This is a genomic window from Acidimicrobiia bacterium, assembly GCA_041676705.1.
Taxonomy (GTDB): domain Bacteria; phylum Actinomycetota; class Acidimicrobiia; order Acidimicrobiales; family SKKL01; genus Actinomarinicola.
Genome location: JBAYRL010000004.1, coordinates 41,707 through 59,311 on the forward strand (window position 1 = coordinate 41,707; position 17,605 = coordinate 59,311).

Consider the following 17,605-nt stretch of genomic DNA (forward strand, 5'->3'; position numbering starts at 1 on the left):
CATTCCTGTCCTCACCGGGTTTGCCGAGAATACCCGGCAAACTGTTCACACGGAACCCGGAGATGATCTTGTTATGAGTTTTGTGCGATTAGCGAAGAAAACTCATAACAAGATCGGGAACGAAGACACCAAACAAGCGGCCACTAGTCAGTGATGGCGACCAGTTGGGCAATCGCTAGCCGAGTTTCGGTCGCACCAAGTGAGAGATCGTCGCCGGTAGCAGTAATACGAATCGGACTGTCTGGGTGGTTAACGAACAGTTCATGACCGGTATCAAAGGCCTCGAGGCCGTTTAAACGATGTTCAACAAACGTTCTTGTAAACGGAGAGTTTTGCTTGGCGGTCACCCAATCATCCCAATAGTGGGGTTGGCTAATTCGAACGGTGCCTACCCCATCAAATTCATTGGCCGCATCATCAAACCGAAATTCACATGCCCAATGGTCAAAGCTCAACTCGTCGATCGAAGACGCCCCACCCGACGCTCGGGTATCGACAACTTCACCAAAACCTTGCGACACGGTTTGAGCTAATTCTTCACATTCAAGCGGGGCATCGGTGGCGACTAAACCGAGCTGTTCGACCAGCTTCGCAAGCAAGAAAGCCTCTTGGTAAGAATCGCCAGCCACGGTGGGCTCGAATGTCACGAAGACCATGGCTTCGCCCGTTAAAAGCACCACCCCTTGACCGTCTTTATAGGCCTCATGCTCGAAGTCATCTATGGCGTTGAAACCATTTTTCGCCGCGAGCTGTTCGGCTCGCACCGCCAACGCGTCGTACAAATCGGTGGAATCGAAAGCGTCGGAACTAATGCGCACAATCGCCACTTCGCCCCAATTATCCAAGTCGGCAAGGCTGTAGGCACAGCCGCTGAAGGTGTATCCCAATTCGACTGCCTCAACCGAGTCGTCGTCATCGAAACCCAAATCGGCCGCTAGTCCAAACTCAGCTCCGCCGGTTACTGAATCCACTACCGGGCCACCCAGAATCTCAGCGATTTCGTCCAACTCGGCGCATTCTTCACCATGATGAATGGTCGAGCTGGTGGATCCTTGCGACGTTGACGTGTTGGCAGTAGTAGTCGTGCTGTTGCGACTCGCCTCTGCTTCCTCACCCGAGCCTGAACCACAGGCTGCGGCCAAGGCCATCAATGCAACAACCACCACGGCAAAACTCCGTGAGGTCATTGCTGCCTTGTTACGCCTGGCACAACTTTGTTTGCGATTTGTGATGATCACCGTGATCTTGCTCCCGTCATGAAAGGTCATCTTGTTCGATGAACCTGTACAGCATCCACCCGGGTTTGCCGGGCCTCGCCCCCGCACCCCAAAACCGATAAGAACCATATTCACCAAGCGAATCAGCCCAAGAGCTGCTCGCTACAGTCACCAACAACGCAGCCCTTCCATTGGAATTGCGCCGGTTGGTTCGAAAGCCATCTGATTGGCGAGAACCATAGCAGTGGTGAACGCCGATGCTTAATCGCACCTCACACGTATTGCCTGCTTATCACCTAGTAACCACTTTTGGCGCAGCCATCTCGACTTTGGTCTAAGGTCCCGGCGCATGAGGTCTGACATCCACAACGTTTACGCCTCATGGCGGCTGACAGCTTGGTTACGAAGCCTCTTATTGGTGTTGATATTCCTCGTAGCTTTTGGGTGTACCAACGCCAACGATTCAAAAGACGCGTCAGAAACTCGCCAACCGGGTTCCACCGACACACCAAGCGACACCAACTCGCTAGTCCGCTATAAATTTGGCACCCGATCATCAACGGTTGAAATCGTTAATTTTGATGATGATGATGACGACGACACCGACCTACACACCGACGTCGACGACGACCCGTACCCCGATGACACCAGCACACGTTATGTTTCCTTCGAAGAGCTGATCACCGAAGGTGCCGAAACGGGTGTGTGGGGCTGGGCAGAAGGCACCACCACCGTGCTACAGGTTCTGATTGGAGAGCTGCCCGCAGAGACGATCGACGTTTGGGATGACGTCATTCATCACAGCTTCACCGAAGTCACCCAGCTGGGCTTCGAGCTGCTAGATAGTAACAACATATCGCAAGCCGAAAAAGATGAGCTGCGCCGCCTTCTAAACATTGTGTTGCCGCCGGTTCACAAACTTTTCCCCTCCGAATTTAATGTCGATGAAGGGTCTGAATCGGCAAGCGTCTCGCATCAAGACCACCTTGAGGAGGCCGGTTCCCTACGTGGCCGTGCCGCACTTGATGGCGATTCTCCGCGAGAAATGGCCAGCCAGCTAAAGGCTGTTAGCTCATCAAATGGGCTACATGAAGCCGATGGCCCAGACGGGTACCTCACTGTAAACACCGGTCGGCTGGTACGGGTTTCTGATGAGGACTGCGTTAAACCGGCGCTAAATATGTTTGATGACGTTGACCCTCGGACCAAAGTTGATTGCTGGCAGGTTATTTCCCGAGACGTAAACAGCGTCGAGCTGAAGGTCATCTTTCCTTCGCCACTTCGTTCACTAGCTTAATCGGCCCTCGATGTAATGCAAGAAACCGTCGAAACCACCACAGATTGGGGTGGAGAAAACATGGATTCAGTCTTACTTATAACCGAAGCGCGAAACCCGGGCCTTCTTGGCGTTGCCATAAACCGCGACCGAGACCTCATGGGCGAGCAATGCATGATCTCAATGTTTACCGGCGAGTTCTACGCGGCAAAGCATGATCTATAACGGGAATTCAACCAGGTAGTCGCGCACGAACAGCTGCACTGTCAACAATTTGCCTCGTTCGGAACCGAACACATAAACGCTAAAACAATTGGATCGTCGAAGCTATGGCCGAGATGTTCTCACACCTGATCGTTCCTGACGGCGGTGTGGAACGTAAGTTGATGGGCGATTTTATGAAACGCTCGGTTCACACCGCTCTCGATCAAATGAGCTATGAAGTTTGGGTTTGGTGGATGTTTCTGGTGAATGAGCATTCACCTAAACATGTGTGGAACTTACAGGCCGAATTGTTGCCCCAAGGTCTGAACGCTCTGCGAAAAGACCCAGAAATAGCTGAACGCTTTCAGCGTTTCACGATCGACCTCATCACCGTTGGGGTGCCGACCTACAGCCGACCGGTGCCAGCAAGTTCCCACGGTATTAATTTACCAGAGCCTGCCGAAGGCAAAACTATTACCGTCAAGGTTCAACCCTTCGTCGCAGCACGCCACGGAATCAGATATAAGAAGGCTCACCTATTTGAACAAGAAGATGTGACCACCTCCAAGGGAGCTGCACACCTAGCACCGGTGAAAGAACGAATGAACCGCGACGCCTGGAGCGGGTTACTTCCCACAATCCGAACCCCATGTGATGATCCACTTTCCATATTGGCTGCTGTAACCACCACGACCACCGACGAACACGAGTTTAAGTTTGAAGTTTCCAAGATTGAACATTATCCATGCGATGCCTGCTTAAGCGGCACTTGGACCTTGGTCAATGACACCTATTCAGAGGCCATTTTGAAGATGGTGACCAACGAAGGCCTATCGCTCGATGGTTCCACAGTTCGCTTCATCGGCGACTACTTCATCCATTTCAAAGGCGACGGCCGAGCGTTCACGTGGGGAGATGATTTTGAAACTAGATATCATTTCAAGAACCCGGCTGGAAACTTGGACATTTCGTATTTCATGCGCTGGGTCCAGGGGCTCGATTACAGCGCTGACGGCAAGATCTTTACCGCTTGGAACATCGCTGTCATCGATTTCGCATCGCGCACCGATCAAGAGGATTACAAGAGTTACACCGACCCCAATGTCCATATCAGCGAAAGCGACGGCATGACCGTAGTTATGGATGGTCCGGGCCAAATAATTACGCCATCGGGTTCGGGAAGCTACACGTGTACCAAGACCCGCTTGACCATCAACTTCGACATGTTCGACGGTGTGCCGCTGATCTATGAGCGTCCAGCGGTGGTGCCTCAACCTCCTGAGGTCGTGCTCAAGGGTTAGCACGGCAACTTTCTGCTGATCTTGTTATGAGTTTGATGCGCTTAGCGAAGAAAACTCATAACAAGATCGTGGCGAGTAAGCACCACCTAACCGCAGACCATGACATGGATCCGGCGCCATGGCGGCTTGTGGTGCCGGGGTTAGCTGACGCCCAGTAGGTCAACCACGAAAACCAGGGTCTCGCCACCTTTGATCACGCCGCCTGCACCGTATTCGCCATAGCCCAGATGTGGTGGAATGGTGATGCGTCGACGGCCACCAACCTTCATTCCAGCAACACCCTCATCCCAGCCAGCAATAACCTGACCCTGGCCGAGCCCGAAACTGAAGGTATCGTTGCGATCCCACGAAGCGTCGAATTGTTCACCGTTGCTCCAGGCAACACCCACATAGTGAACTTCTACTTGTTGACCGGGTTTGGCTTCGGCACCGTCGCCAACATTGAGGTCTTCCAACACCAATTGATCGGGCGGGTTATCGGACGAATTGACTTCAACAACAGGTTTTTGGAGATCAGACATTCGTGCACTCTACCCTCTAGAGAGCACCAGTCGCGGCAATGGAGGGCCCAATCCAGTGGTGCCAAGCCCACCTGCCACCCGCAGCGTCACGCACATGGATTTCGTTCCTGAACGCATCATTCTTGGCACTGGTTGGGCGGCCAGCCGGGTCATCGCCCTGGCACACGCCCGGCGGAAGTTTGGCCATTTCAATTGGCAGATGGTCGACGTCGGCCACTGCACCTTCTAAGACATCGTTTATCCATCTGATATAAGAAGCTTCACGCCGCTGTGGCAGATCATCACGATGTCCGGGGCATGCCCACGGCAGCACCACGGTGCGCGCACCGGCGGCATCGGCACGTCCAGCCAGTTCCCCAATTCGTGCGGCCAGCAAGGCTGCCATTTGTGGAGATTGAGATTCAATCATTTCGCCGCTTGGTGAACGCGCTTCCGACCATTCCCAGGCCCCCGGCATCAAGACAACAACATTAGGATGAAGCGCTAATCCACCTGCAAACCACGCATCGTTGTTAACACAGTGTTCACGAGTTACCGAAGCATAAATACCGACATAGGGAAATTCGTATTTGAGGGGCGCTAGGAGCCCACAGCCAATGTCGGCACGGCCAATCACCGAGACAATATTGTCAGGCGGGTCGCCCCAAGGGAAGTACTCATACATAGTGAGAGCCACGCTGTCGCCGTACAGCAATACCACCTGGTCAGCACTGACGGAATCATCAGACATTTCTGTGGGTAGGCCGTGACCATTGGAATCTAACGTGGTACCACCCTCGGCAAGGGCCGCTGTCACCAGGTGCAGGTCATCGGGAACCTGGGGCAAACCGAATCGGGCCGTCGAAGTTGTAAACACCGCCGAGATTGCCACCAAGCTGGCGAGCGCCATAACTGCGCCAACCCGGCGTCGGTTGGTGGAATACCGTGCCCACCGCACACCACGCTGCACAGGGTATTCAACTAGATGCCAGGAAATTTCAGCAGCGATCAACGATATGGCGACAACTATTGAGGCCACCACGGTCTGGCTGGCATAGGGCCACTTGTCACTGACAAAAAGTTGAATCGGCCAAGACCACAAGTAGATGCCATAAGAGCGGCGACCTAGCCAGCTGGTCAACGGATCAACCCGGGGCAAGGTTGAAAAACCCACCAGCATGACCGCGCTCAACGCGGCCACGAGCAGCAGCACCCCGTGGCGATAAAGAGCTGGGTCGAAAACCTCAACCTTGGTCATGAGCCAAATCACCACCAGAGCCGAGCCAAGCGCCGCGACTCGGAGTGCTGATTTAGATGTCCGCCTAGTGATTTGTCGATCCAATGGCCAAACAACCGCCAAAAGTGCACCTAAGCGGGAGCGAAAATGCGAGTGTCGGTGCCCAGGTAGATGCGGTTAAATCCACCGGGCGCTACTTGGTGCGACAACCACAACATCCAAGTAGCCGAAGTGGCTACCACGGCCGCTGCTACCCAGGCCACGGCAATGCCCACCCTTGGTGCCGCCGACTTGCGCATGCCATTTTCGTCGGTAATGCCCACCTTTGGTGCCGCCGAAATGCTGACGCCTGCTTTGGCACTGGTACCCACACTCAGCTGAGCAGCACCACTGGGGCCAGTTTCGTCGGCGAATTGTGAGCGATCATCTAAGCGAAGGCGCCGCTTCCCAATGAACGATTGCATTAGAGACGCCATACCGAAAGCCGCTAGCAACAAGAGAGGCCACACCAGATAAAACTGTTCTTCGACCGAAAGGCTCCAGGTGTGGCGAAACAGCGATGGGGCACCACCCCAATAACCGGTGTCGGCACCGTAGGCTTGTCGCCAGTTGGCCCACCAGCCAAGAGTGGCCGTGGCATCCCAACCCAAGCTCTTGAAACCAGACCGCTCCCAGCCAAGCAAGTAGGCACCCAGCAATACTGTGGGTACCACCACAAAAACAGCTGGGGCTAAGCGTTTGAAGCGTCGTAGCCAGAATTGCTTGGCATTGAACGTTCCGGTCGTGCTTTTCTCTCTAAGCGCCAGGACGGTCACAAGGTACCCTGACAGCACGAAGAACACGTCTACGCCTAGGAAACCCCCGCTTAGGAAGCCCAGGTGGTAAGCCAGAACGGCCACCACTGCCAAGCCTCGCAACGAATCGAGACCAAAGTTTCGGCGTGGCGTGCTCAAGATGGCGACCAGCAAGACCGCGCTATAACGCTCAACTCAACAATGCGACGCTCACGACTTGGGCCACGAACGTGGTGAAAATGTTTGTTAACGCCGAGACGGTTCACGGCTGTACATAGTACAGGGGATGACCGCCTCGGCGTAACAGGTCATATGGTTAGCTGCCTACCACCAATAGAGCTAGCTCAGAGGGACCATATGACACTATTTGGCGATAAAGACCTGGTGGAACCGAGCATCTCCTACTGGAGTGCCATTGCCCAGCTCGCCACTTGGTAACCTCCAGTCTTTAACGCCGTGAAGTTTGTTGCTGTAGGCCACGATGGTGGGTGTTTTTGAAGCCCAAATTATGGGGGCTTCCTCGGCCACAATGATGCTGATCTTCTCAACGATTTCTTTACGCGTAGCCAGATCGACGGTGGACTTGAGGTCTTCGAGCAGATCGTCGATACGCGGGTCGGTGAAGTTGGTGATATTACCGGGGGTGGTCGCCACCGGCCCGAAGGCACCGGCAATGGCGGTGAAGGGGTCACCTTCCCCACCGGAGATATAGGTGCAACTAGTGTCGTAGTCGCCTACGAAGGGTGGTGAGGTGTCGGCCGACCCAACAAAGCGGCTTACCAAAGTTGGCTCATCTACAGTGTCAACCTTCACCTCGACACCAAGGTCATCCCACAATCCTTGATACAGCGCTGCCATCTGCACCTGTACAGGATCGGTTGGACACATATATTTTATGGGGTCGAGAGCGGCACCCACGGCTTTACCATCGGACCGGTTAGGATCATTCCGGTACGCATCTAGCAGCTCGATTGCAGCGTCAAGGTTTCTACCGTCGGCTTCGGGATAGGCGGCGTCAGCAGCCGGTGAATACCAAGGACTGTCGGTGCTAAATAACTGAAAGGTGGGTTCGGTCAGCCCATCGTCGCCCAGAATCTGTGCAATGGCGTCCATATTGCTGGCATAAGCCAACGCCTGACGCACCCGGGTGTCATCAAATGGAGGCACCAACACATTCAAATAGGTGGCCGCCGCCGTGTTACCAGTGTGCAGGTTGTATTCATATGGCCCGGCCTCGACAAGATCGATGATCTGTTTGATGAAGCTGCCCCGCGAGCTGTGAATCATTTGCAGGTCGTTTGAGGCCAAGCTTTGAGTACGGCTGTTCTCATCGGGAATCGGTCGGAAAGTGATTTGATCGAGATAGGGCAGCTGATCGCCGTTGGCCGCCTTGAACCAGTAGTTCTCGTTCCGTTTCACCACAATTCGGTCGTCGCGAATCCATTCGGTCATTACGAAAGGACCGGTGCCAACGGGGTTCTGACCGTAGCCCTCGGGGTCGGCTTCATAGGCCAACCTGGAAATTGGCCAGCCCACGGCGCCACGCAAAACATCGGGGAAACCGGCGTTTGGACCATCGAGTAGATAACGCACGGTTAGTGGATCAACAACTTCCATATCCAGCACGCCAGCATTAGTGAGTGTGCTTAGAGTGCGAGAACCCTCGCGATGGTGGATGGTGTCGAAGTTCCACTTCAAAGTTTCGGCATCTAGAGGCGAGCCGTCGGCAAAGAGAACCCCGTCACGCAAGGTCACGGTCCATTCCGAGGCATCATCGTTGTGGTCAATTGACTCGGCTAAGAACGGTTCGAAGTCGCCATCAGCCGTTAATGACACCAGGGGATCGTATATAGAGAGGGCGACCATCAAGGCACCGGTACCCACTGCTTCCCCGGGAATCCAGTTGGCGGTCTCAGCCCGTAACCCGACCGAAATCGCTCCCCCATAGCTAGCTTCGGTTTCATCTCCGCTCTCGGTGCCGGGGCTTGTGGTTTCATTTCCCGTCGGGTCGACCGTGGTCGATGAATTTGATCCTTGTGAGTTGTCGTTACTGTTACCACCACAAGCAGTCGCCACCAGAGCTAGCACTAGCACCAGCACCAAGGCGCTTAAGGCTTGGCTCGACCTGCTACCCAACATTCTTTTCATATATCCCCCATCTACTTTGCTTATGAACGTTCACCTCTAACGTCTATGGCATGGCTTAGCGTGCGGAGTTCAACGCTTAAGTTCATATCCAGCGGCCTCACGATCCCAGGTTTCGCTGGTGATTCCTACCTCGCGCAGTGACTGTTTCTGCACTCGGTGTGTTCCGGTTTTCTCGAACTCATCCACCACTCGCAGGTATCTTGGCACCATGAAGTAGGCCATGTGCTCTTCGCAGTGCGCCATGATGCTCAAAGGGTCCAAGTTGGCACCTGGCTGCATCACCAAAGCTGCCATGACCTCGTCTTCACCTAGTTCTGAAGGAACGGCATAAACCGCGCTTTCTAAAACGTCGGGGTGTTTGTTCAGAATTTTTTCAACTTCGAACGAAGAAATGTTTTCCCCTCGCCTTCGCATGAAATCTTTCTTACGGTCGGAATACCACAAATAACCCTGATCATCGAAATAGGCATTATCACCGGAACGAAGCCAACCACCTTTAGTTTTTTCTGCCGTGGCATCGGGGTTCTTATAATATTGAACCGTTGGCCGCCCACCTACAGGACGGGAAATCAACTCACCCACTTCAAAAGCATCGCAATCAGTGTCGTCATCGCGAACCACCCGCATTTCGTTGGTTGGCAAAGGTTTACCTATGGAGCCAATGGGTGCGTCAGGACCGGCCATGGTCATGCCACCTTCAACCGTGCCATAAAATTCGACGATACTCACCCCGAAACGGCGTTCGAAGTCTTCCCAAATTTCTTTAGGGCAAGCGGCGGAAAGCACTATGCGGCAAGGATTATCGGCGTCGTCGGGTTTGGCGGGTTGTTTATAGAGGATGGGCATCATGGCGCCCAAGGCGTTGAATTGCGTAGCGCCGTAATGACGAATTTCGTCCCAGAATCGAGATGCTGAAAATCGGGGGCTCAATACCAATCGAGCGCCCAAACCAAAGGTGCCCCAAACCGAGATCAAGGCCGCGTTGGCGTGGAACAGCGGCAGGCAGGTGTAGAACACGTCTTCGGGGGTTAACCCCGCCATAGTCAGTAAACTGGATGAACCACCACTGCCGCTGACCTGGGGAATTGTTACGCCCTTGGGAAGCCCGGTGGTGCCCGATGTGTACATCAACATCATAAGGTCGGTGGGTGAAATTGAACTGTCATCTACATCGTCGATGTCGTTCGAAACATTGGCGATTAGCTTTTCCCAGGCGATGTCGTCGCCATGCGTGCTATGGCCATCACCCCCAACAACAATCACCCGCTTCAGCTTCGGCAGACGGTCACGTACGGCCAAGAAGCGGTCGAGAAATTCAGCGTGAACGATCAAGCTTTCCGCATCGGAATGATCGAGGATATGTACCAGTCCGTCGCCACGCAACGCGGTATTAACGGGCACCACCGGGGCCCCAATTCGAGCAGCGCCGAACCACGACCACAGAAACTCAGGCGAGTTAGGCATGATCATGCCGACATGTGCGTGCCGCTCGATGCCAAGCTCACGCAGGCCAGCCGCCGCTTTAGCTGATTCTTGCTCGGTATCGGCGTAACTATAAGTATCTTCGCCAAAGACTAGAAATGGATCATCACCACGTAGTGCTTTTGCATTAAGCAGCGTTGCACCTACTGTGCCCTCAACTGGTTTCATTAACCCCTCCTTCAATAAACCAACGGATAAACCGACAATCACCTATTCCAGCGCAATTCACCAACCGACTTACATTAAATAGGTTGGCAAACTGTCGGCATATTATTAATTATTAGTAAGAATGTGCACCGCTTGGGCCGCGGCGTCGTTTCCAAGCGAACCGCCACCGTTTTGCGTCATGCCCACCTGCACACCCTCGGCCTGGCGTTCACCGGCTTCATCGCGAAGTTGCCAGACAATTTCACATATCTGAGCAATGCCCGATGCTCCAACCGGATGACCTTTCGAAACCAGACCACCCGAAGTATTCACCGGCTTAGCACCACCGAGAGCGGTAACCCCTTCGTCGATCAAGCGGCCCCCTTCGCCCTCACCGCAAAAGCCGAGAGTTTCATAGGCGGTCAGCTCGGCCGCTGCGGTGGCGTCGTGCACCTCAGCTAGGTCGATATCTTCGGGCCCCAAACCAGCCATTTCATAAGCCGCTGCCACCGCACGGGCATCGGCCATAGCCTCATCACTTCCCGGCAATCGACCCGATCGAACCACTGAAGCTGCCACCCTCGGCCCTGAAATACCCCGGAATCGGGCGTATTCGGGTGACATTAGAATTGCTGCGGCGGCACCGTCGCCGATGGGTGAACACATAAGAAGGGTTAGTGGGTAGGCAATTAAGCGAGAGCCCAGAACGTCTTCCACCGTGTAGCGATCACGATATTGCGCCCGAGGATTAAGTGATCCGTTGTAGTGGCTCTTCACCGCGACCTTGGCCATTTGTTCGGCGGTGGTGCCGTAGGCGTCCATATGACGCCTGATACCAGCGGCGTAAATGTCCATGAACATCGATTTGTTGCCCCCCGATCCGCTACCCGCTGAACCCGCATTGGGATTGGCGGCAGCCTCGGAGGCCGCAAGAGACTCTTTGAGCGCGGCCAGGCCTTCAACGTCGACCGCGGCGTTGAAGGCCTGGAATGAGACGGCCTTATCGGCATGCGTTAGCTTTTCGACCCCCAACGCCAACGCTACGTCTACTTGACCGGTTGCAACTTGTTGCCAAGCAAGATGAAACGCCGAGGATGCTGAGGCACAGGCATTCTCAACGTTGAAAATCGGTATTCCCCCAATGCCAATTTCGCGCAGTACCACCTGACCGCGAATCATCTCCTGGCCCGTTATTAATCCGGCCACCGCGTTACCCACCACCGCTACTTCAATGTCGCCGACCCCCACACCGGCATCTTTGAGCGCGCCACTCACCGCTTCGGCGGCCAAACTCTTCAGACCACGGTCAAAGAACTTGCCAAAGTTGGTCATTCCGACTCCGGCTACCACAACCTGGTCGTTTGTCATTTGGTTCCCCCTGCTCGAGAAGTACGGGTGGTTGGTGTTCGTAGCCACGTGACACACGCAGCTACAGCTGTACATTGTATACCACGTGCCACCTGCCATAATAACTGTTATTATCGAGCAGCACCCATTCGAAGTAGCACACAAAAGTGCGAAAGTGCAGGTAGCAGCATGAATCAGACGAATATTAAGACCTCAATTTCTGACCGAGATTTGCAGAACGAGTTCGTTAGTAATGTTCATCGCTTCGCCGCAGAGGTCATGCGACCGATTGGACAAGAGCTCGACCGGATGCACGACCCGGCCGATGTGATCGCGGCGGGTTCACCGCTGTGGGAAGCGTTCGAACGCTATCGCCAACTAGATATCAGTTCCTTGCGATTACCCCAAGCCGATTGGGACCCCGTCGATCAAGCTATTTTCAATGCTCGCATCAGCGAAGAATTCGGTTGGGGTGACTCGGGTTTGGCCATCAGCTTTGGCGTAGCTAACTTTCACAAAACCTTTGCCGCTCTAACTGAAGACCTTGAATTAGCTGACCGCTATTTAACTGAAAATTCCACTGAAATTGGCTGCTGGGCCATAACCGAAGCCGACCATGGCAGCGACTCGCTAGCTTTCACCCAACCCCACTGGAACGACGGCAATGTGCGGGCGAACGTAATCGCAACTAGAGATGGCGATGATTACATCATCAACGGTTCCAAATCGGCGTGGGTCTCAAACGGAACGATCGCAACCGTAGCCACCCTTTATTGCACTATCGACGGTGACAAAGGTTTCGCTCATGGCGGTGTGGCAGTAGTGCCATTAGATCTACCAGGGGTTTCGCGGGGTAAGCCGCTCGATAAGTTAGGCCAGCGGGCCTTAAACCAAGGTGAAATCCATTTTGACCAGGTTCGGATTCCAGGTCGCTACATGGTGGTCAGCCCCGAGCTTTACACCACGGCTGTGGAAACCATTTTGACTGGCGCCAACGCCTCTATGGGCTGCACCTTTGTGGGAACCGCCCGTGCTGGTTACGAGCTGGCCTTAGATTACGCCAAAAATCGTACTCAAGGTGGGAAGCCCATCACCGAGCACCAAAGTGTGCAAAGCCGAATGTTTTCAATGTTCGCGCGGGTTGAAGCGGCCAGGGCGCTAGCGCGCCAAACCGTGGCCCTAAATGCCACCGAGCCACCGGGATTGGTGCAGCGTTCCATCGCTTCCAAAACCTTCTCAACCCGTACCGCTTTCGAAGTGAACAGTGACGCTATTCAGATCTTTGGTGGTAACGGGCTTACTCGTGAATACCCCATCGAAAAAATTATGCGAGACGCTCGCGCTTCGATGATTGAAGACGGTTGCAACGACCTACTGGCCATTATTGGCGGCCAAAAACTCTTTCAGTAACCACCCAATTTCAACGATTACAAACAGGAGAAAACATCAATGGAGCTGCGTGAGGTTATCGGTCGGCGGCGATCAATTCGTTTCTTAGACCCAAACCGTCCGGTCGAGATGGAAAAAATCCAGCGTATGTTGGAAGCCGCTCGAATTGCCTCACATTGGGGCAACGTCCAGAGTCTGCGAGCCGTAGTGGTAATGCGCGATAGCGCTCCCCAAGAAGTTTTGGATTCTATGGAAGCGCTGATTGTGGGTTGGCAGCTTCGTATCGCGCCGGTGATTATCGTCTGGTACTTAGAAACCGAAGCGGTCGACCACCAGGGCGATCGTCTGCGCGAACTAGTAAACGTGGGCGCCTTGGGCTTCGGCGAAGAGAAGCATGCCGGTCTAGAAGAGCAACTTATTCCATTCTTTGACAAGGTTCGCCCAGCGCTTAAAGCACCCGGTTTGGGCGAGGTGGACGGTGGTCAAGGCATCGCTCAAGCTACCCTCATGGCCTTTGAAGATGGGCTTGGCACCTGTTGCCTCGGCGGCAAGGCCGAGCAAATTCACAAGGCCTTGAATCTGCCTGAAACCGCCCGGGTCTTGGTGGTGCAAACAGTTGGCTACCCTTTAGAAAATTGGGAGGCTGGGGGCCAGCGGCCGCGACTGCCTTTCGAGGAATTGTTCCAGCTCAACACCTATGGTGAAGCCTTCCCTCGCTCTGAAGAAGTGGTAGAAGAGCTGACCAGTGACGGCATGTTCACCGCGCCAGCACCTCTACCCGGCCGCGAAGAGGAATTAGAAGAACTTCGTCAAAAACTGGGACTTACCGGGCACGGCCTTATTTAGTAGCTCAACTGGCTGTGGCGGCCAGCTAACTTTGGCAACTGATTGGAATTGGGTACCAAACCCAATAAACAGTTGCACCTATTTGGTGCTGGCTAGTGATTGTCCCCCACTGGCCAGTACCAAAGCCAGCGGCGATCCGACGCCCCTGAACTAAGAGCGCCGCAGAAGTGTCAAATCTGTTTCAATCCGGGCCTGAACAAATGGTGAATTTGCGCGCACGGCTGCCCTCAATGCCTCTTCAAGAAGTTGTTCAGCTTCTCGTTTGCGACCATCGAGTACCGCCAAACGACCAAGCTGGTGGCTGGTAGGACCCCAATGGGCACCGCCGCCACCATAACAATTAAGTGTTACCCAACAGTTTCTAAATGGGAGCAAAAGCTCTTCTAATTTCGCCCCACCGGCACGATCACCTAACTCCACGGCTACGTGACTAAGCACTCCAAGCCCCAAAAACTGGTTCGAATCCATGGGCAGATTGGTGAAGTTCTGGTCGGCAAAGAATCGGTAAGAGTCTTCGGCTAACTTCTCGTCACCACTTTCGATAGCGCAAAGTGCTAGCACGGCCCGATAACAAGGGATCAACGGAAATCCGTCAACCGCGCTGGCCAGCAAATCGAGCATTTCGTGAACCCGACCTTGATAGAGGCGAATATTAACCAGGTTGACACCCACACAAGCCTCGGCACCGGCAACATCGGGTCTCATTCCAGCAGCTTCAAGAGCTATTTGCTCGGCGGCCTCGAGGTCTCCGGCAATATTGGCTCGCAAACCCCGCCAAGCGTGTATGGCCCATTGCCAATAAGGGAAGCCATAACGGTTGGCATAGTAAGCAGCTTCTTCCAAAGCATTCTTCGACTGTTGCCAGTCTTGTAATAGCAGCAGATCTTCATGCCGATACTTGTGGGCGGCCACAACAGCTTCTTGGCCAATTTTACGAGTTGGAACCCCAAGCACCTGGTCGAGGTCTCCTAGGCGAGACCGAATTCCCGCTTCGTCGAGCTTCACGATTCGCATACCAAAAAGGGCCGAAACCAAAGCTGCCTGGTTCATCGGTTGCAGTGCTTGGGCCCGTGCCAGCGAGCCTTCAAGAAGTTGGCGACGTTCTTCAAAACCGGCCAAGAACAACAAGGCTGAAGCTAATTCTTGTTCGACCTGGCCCCGAACCATCTCGTAGCGATACTTATTGCTGGCCACCCCTGGGGCCGGTTCACGAAGATCGTTCGAGTATTTCGTTTCATCACGCACCAATGCGGCCAACGCCTCGCGCATCAATCGGACCTGTTCATGATCCGGGAGCTCCACAATGCCCCGGCCAGCACGACCCACCAACGCCAAATACGCCTCCGACAATTCGATCGAAAGCTCCCATTCGCGGGCCTCAGAAATCGCTAACTGAATGAGCTCGTAAGCCGCCTCGGTCACGTTCAAATACTGGTTGGCACGTGCTAAGCCAATCTGCGTTCGAGCCGTAACATGGGCTGAAGGTTTCAGCGCCAAAGCCTGGTCAAAGTGGAGAACGGCACTTTCCCAAGTTCCTAGGGCCAGAGCCTTTTCACCGGCGTATAGTGCCTGTTCGGCGGCCAAGCGCATGCCTCTGGAACCACTGCGACTGTAGTGATAGGCCAACAAGCCGTGATCTTGGGGGGTTAGCTGGCTCTGTGATTGATAATCATTGGCCAACACCTCGGCAATTTGGCGGTGTAAACGCAAACGACGGGTACGGCTTAGCCCTTCATAAATAACATCTCGAGTGATGGCGTGGGAAAATTCGAGCGTGCCATCGTCAACGGCATCGGTAAATAAACCGTGTTGCACTAGGGAATCACAAACCTCAAACACATCGGCATCAATATCAAGAGCACATGCCTCCAGGGTCTCAATGTCAACCGAAAGTCCTAGTGCCGCTGCCCATTCCAGGATACGAATCTCGGGTTCTGACAGACTCGCAACCCGATGTACCACCCAATCCCGGGCTGCTAAAGGAACAGTATGGGGGTCGATCGGCACCCCCGAACTGCGTGCCGCACGGGCCAACTCAGCGCTAAAGAACGCCAAGCCCCCTGTGCGGGCATGCAAAAGGCTTGCTAGCTCGGCCGAGTTCGCTTGTCGATCGGCGCTTGGCACGTCGAAGCCGTAACTAATCAGCTCCACTAACTCACCCACGCTAAGACCAGGCAACGACATTTTTGTTACCGGCACCAAACGCCCCAAGGCGGCCAAACTGCCGTGCACCCGTGCTGGCAAGGCCCGCGCCGTTGCCACAATCAACAGAGGAACCTGCGCCAAACCCAACAGGTATTCCAGCAGGTCAAGAGTGTCGGGGGAACTCCAGTGCAGATCGTCTAGCACTAAGACTGCTGGCTGGGTAACCAGCTCTTCCACCACTGTTCGAAAGGCGTAGTAGAGCTGGGCTCGAGCCAATGCTGGGTCGCTCGGAGCGTCGTAGTAGTCGAACTGCCATGCTAGATGCGGGAAGACCGAGGCCAGGGGGGCAACAGCTTGGCCGAGGCGCTCAATTACCGCTGGAACATAGTCAATAGCCATAGCCAATGCTTCCGATAAAGCGCCGTAGGCAGCATTCGAGCCTTCGCGGTTGCGTCCCCACACGATGCCAGTGCCAGCACCGGCAACCCAATGACAAAATTGGCTCGCTAAGCGAGTTTTCCCAGCACCCGCAGGACCTTCAAGCAGCACGATTTGAGGTGCCTGCTTGTATACAACGTCATTCCAAATCTCATTCAGTTGGGCCAGCTCGGTTACTCTGCCGACGAATGGATCGGTGTCATATGGATGCAGCGTTCGTTCAATGGGTCGGGTTTTGAGGTCGACTAAACGGCTATTGCGTGTGGAACCGTCGGGGGTACCCACGCTGGCTTTTATGGCTTCAACTAAGACCGTGGTGTTGCGTTCGGGGTCGATGCCCAACTCGTAATGCAGGATGTTGGCTAGTTTTTCATAGGTCTCTAAAGCCGCGGTACGTTGGCCACTCATCAACAAGGCTTCGATTAGCTGGTGGTATGCAATTTCATCCAGCGGGTCACGTGAAATTTGCTGTCGTGCGCGGTCGATGGCCGAAGCGGTGGCACCAGGCAAAGCTTTTAGGGCTTCGAGGTGGAGATGGCTGGTTTGGGTGGCCAGTTCTTGGATGCGAACCCTTTGGATCACAGCCCATTGGCTGCCATCGCGATGCAGAAATGGGCGTTCCAAAATATCAGTGGCCTCCAAACAGGCAGCAGCCGCCGTTTGGTGTCGCCCAGACATGAAATCAGCTTTGGCCTGCTCGAAAGCGTCTCTCGCCCGTCGGATATCGGTCTTTACTTGTAGATTCGGTGAGAAACCAACATGCCCGCCTTGGGAATAAACACTGTTTGGACCAAGGCCCGCTTCCACAAAAGCCGCCCGAACTTTAGAGACCACACCTCGCAAAGCACCCTGCCAATGCTTTGGAAGATCGTCACCCCAAAGAACATGGGCTAGACCATCGCGCAGCACTGGAGCTTCTGCTAAAGCCAGAAAGGCCAGAATTGTTGCCGGTTGACTGCCTCGAACGGCCACTGGTACGCCATCGGGAACTCCGATTTGCACTTCACCGCAAAGGCTTATGAAAACGGTTTCCATTGGCTTCTCTTCCGCCGACACGGTCGGGGCGGGGGTGCGATTTTCTAGGGGTTGGGCTGACAGCCTCTCCATTTTACGCCCGGGGTATAGCTCTGTTGT

General features: G+C 54.3%; 13 protein-coding genes. 5 read left to right on the forward strand and 8 right to left on the reverse strand.

The window, feature by feature from the left end; translation table 11 throughout:
* Window positions 1-143: 143 nt before the first annotated feature.
* Complete coding sequence (locus tag WC184_07960) at window positions 144-1,187, reverse strand: hypothetical protein (GenBank protein MFA7477815.1); 1,044 nt, start codon at window positions 1,185-1,187, stop codon at window positions 144-146.
* Window positions 1,188-1,566: 379 nt separating this feature from the next.
* On the opposite strand from WC184_07960, the gene WC184_07965 reads away from it, so the two are divergent.
* From WC184_07965 to WC184_07975, 3 genes are all read left to right on the forward strand, one after another.
* On the forward strand, window positions 1,567-2,514 hold the full coding sequence (locus tag WC184_07965; GenBank protein MFA7477816.1) for a hypothetical protein: 948 nt from the start codon (window positions 1,567-1,569) through the stop codon (window positions 2,512-2,514).
* A gap of 15 nt (window positions 2,515-2,529) precedes the next feature.
* Complete coding sequence (locus tag WC184_07970; GenBank protein ID MFA7477817.1) at window positions 2,530-2,718, forward strand: hypothetical protein; 189 nt, start codon at window positions 2,530-2,532, stop codon at window positions 2,716-2,718.
* A gap of 104 nt (window positions 2,719-2,822) precedes the next feature.
* Entirely contained in the window at window positions 2,823-3,998 is a 1,176-nt protein-coding gene (locus WC184_07975) for a hypothetical protein (protein ID MFA7477818.1), read from the forward strand.
* Window positions 3,999-4,138: 140 nt separating this feature from the next.
* Here the strand turns inward: WC184_07975 and WC184_07980 are convergent, their stop codons facing one another.
* The 6 genes from WC184_07980 to WC184_08005 all read right to left on the reverse strand — a co-directional run bounded on the left by WC184_07980 (window position 4,139) and on the right by WC184_08005 (window position 11,674).
* Window positions 4,139-4,519, reverse strand: coding sequence for an FKBP-type peptidyl-prolyl cis-trans isomerase (locus WC184_07980; protein ID MFA7477819.1), 381 nt, complete (start codon window positions 4,517-4,519; stop codon window positions 4,139-4,141).
* A gap of 16 nt (window positions 4,520-4,535) precedes the next feature.
* The gene (locus tag WC184_07985) at window positions 4,536-5,858 is read right to left on the reverse strand and encodes an acyltransferase (protein ID MFA7477820.1); all 1,323 of its coding nucleotides are present in this window, start codon (window positions 5,856-5,858) and stop codon (window positions 4,536-4,538) included.
* An 8-nt stretch (window positions 5,859-5,866) separates the two neighbouring features.
* Window positions 5,867-6,688: an acyltransferase gene (locus WC184_07990; protein MFA7477821.1), complete on the reverse strand. Its 822-nt coding sequence runs from the start codon at window positions 6,686-6,688 to the stop codon at window positions 5,867-5,869.
* A 204-nt stretch (window positions 6,689-6,892) separates the two neighbouring features.
* Window positions 6,893-8,677, reverse strand: coding sequence for an ABC transporter substrate-binding protein (locus WC184_07995; GenBank protein ID MFA7477822.1), 1,785 nt, complete (start codon window positions 8,675-8,677; stop codon window positions 6,893-6,895).
* Between the two features lie 69 nt (window positions 8,678-8,746).
* Window positions 8,747-10,327 carry an AMP-binding protein gene (locus WC184_08000; GenBank protein ID MFA7477823.1) on the reverse strand — a complete coding sequence of 527 codons (1,581 nt, stop codon included), beginning with the start codon at window positions 10,325-10,327 and terminating at the stop codon, window positions 8,747-8,749.
* Between the two features lie 105 nt (window positions 10,328-10,432).
* Complete coding sequence (locus WC184_08005) at window positions 10,433-11,674, reverse strand: thiolase family protein (protein MFA7477824.1); 1,242 nt, start codon at window positions 11,672-11,674, stop codon at window positions 10,433-10,435.
* Between the two features lie 168 nt (window positions 11,675-11,842).
* On the opposite strand from WC184_08005, the gene WC184_08010 reads away from it, so the two are divergent.
* Together WC184_08010 and WC184_08015 are read left to right on the forward strand one after the other, a co-directional pair.
* Window positions 11,843-13,063, forward strand: a complete 1,221-nt coding sequence (locus WC184_08010) for an acyl-CoA dehydrogenase family protein (GenBank protein MFA7477825.1) — start codon at window positions 11,843-11,845, stop codon at window positions 13,061-13,063.
* Window positions 13,064-13,102: 39 nt separating this feature from the next.
* A complete protein-coding gene (locus WC184_08015; GenBank protein MFA7477826.1) occupies window positions 13,103-13,888 on the forward strand; it encodes a nitroreductase family protein in 786 nt (261 codons plus the stop codon).
* Window positions 13,889-14,038: 150 nt separating this feature from the next.
* Here WC184_08015 and WC184_08020 read toward each other — a convergent pair whose 3' ends face one another.
* A complete protein-coding gene (locus tag WC184_08020; protein MFA7477827.1) occupies window positions 14,039-17,506 on the reverse strand; it encodes an AAA family ATPase in 3,468 nt (1,155 codons plus the stop codon).
* Window positions 17,507-17,605 lie beyond the last annotated feature (99 nt).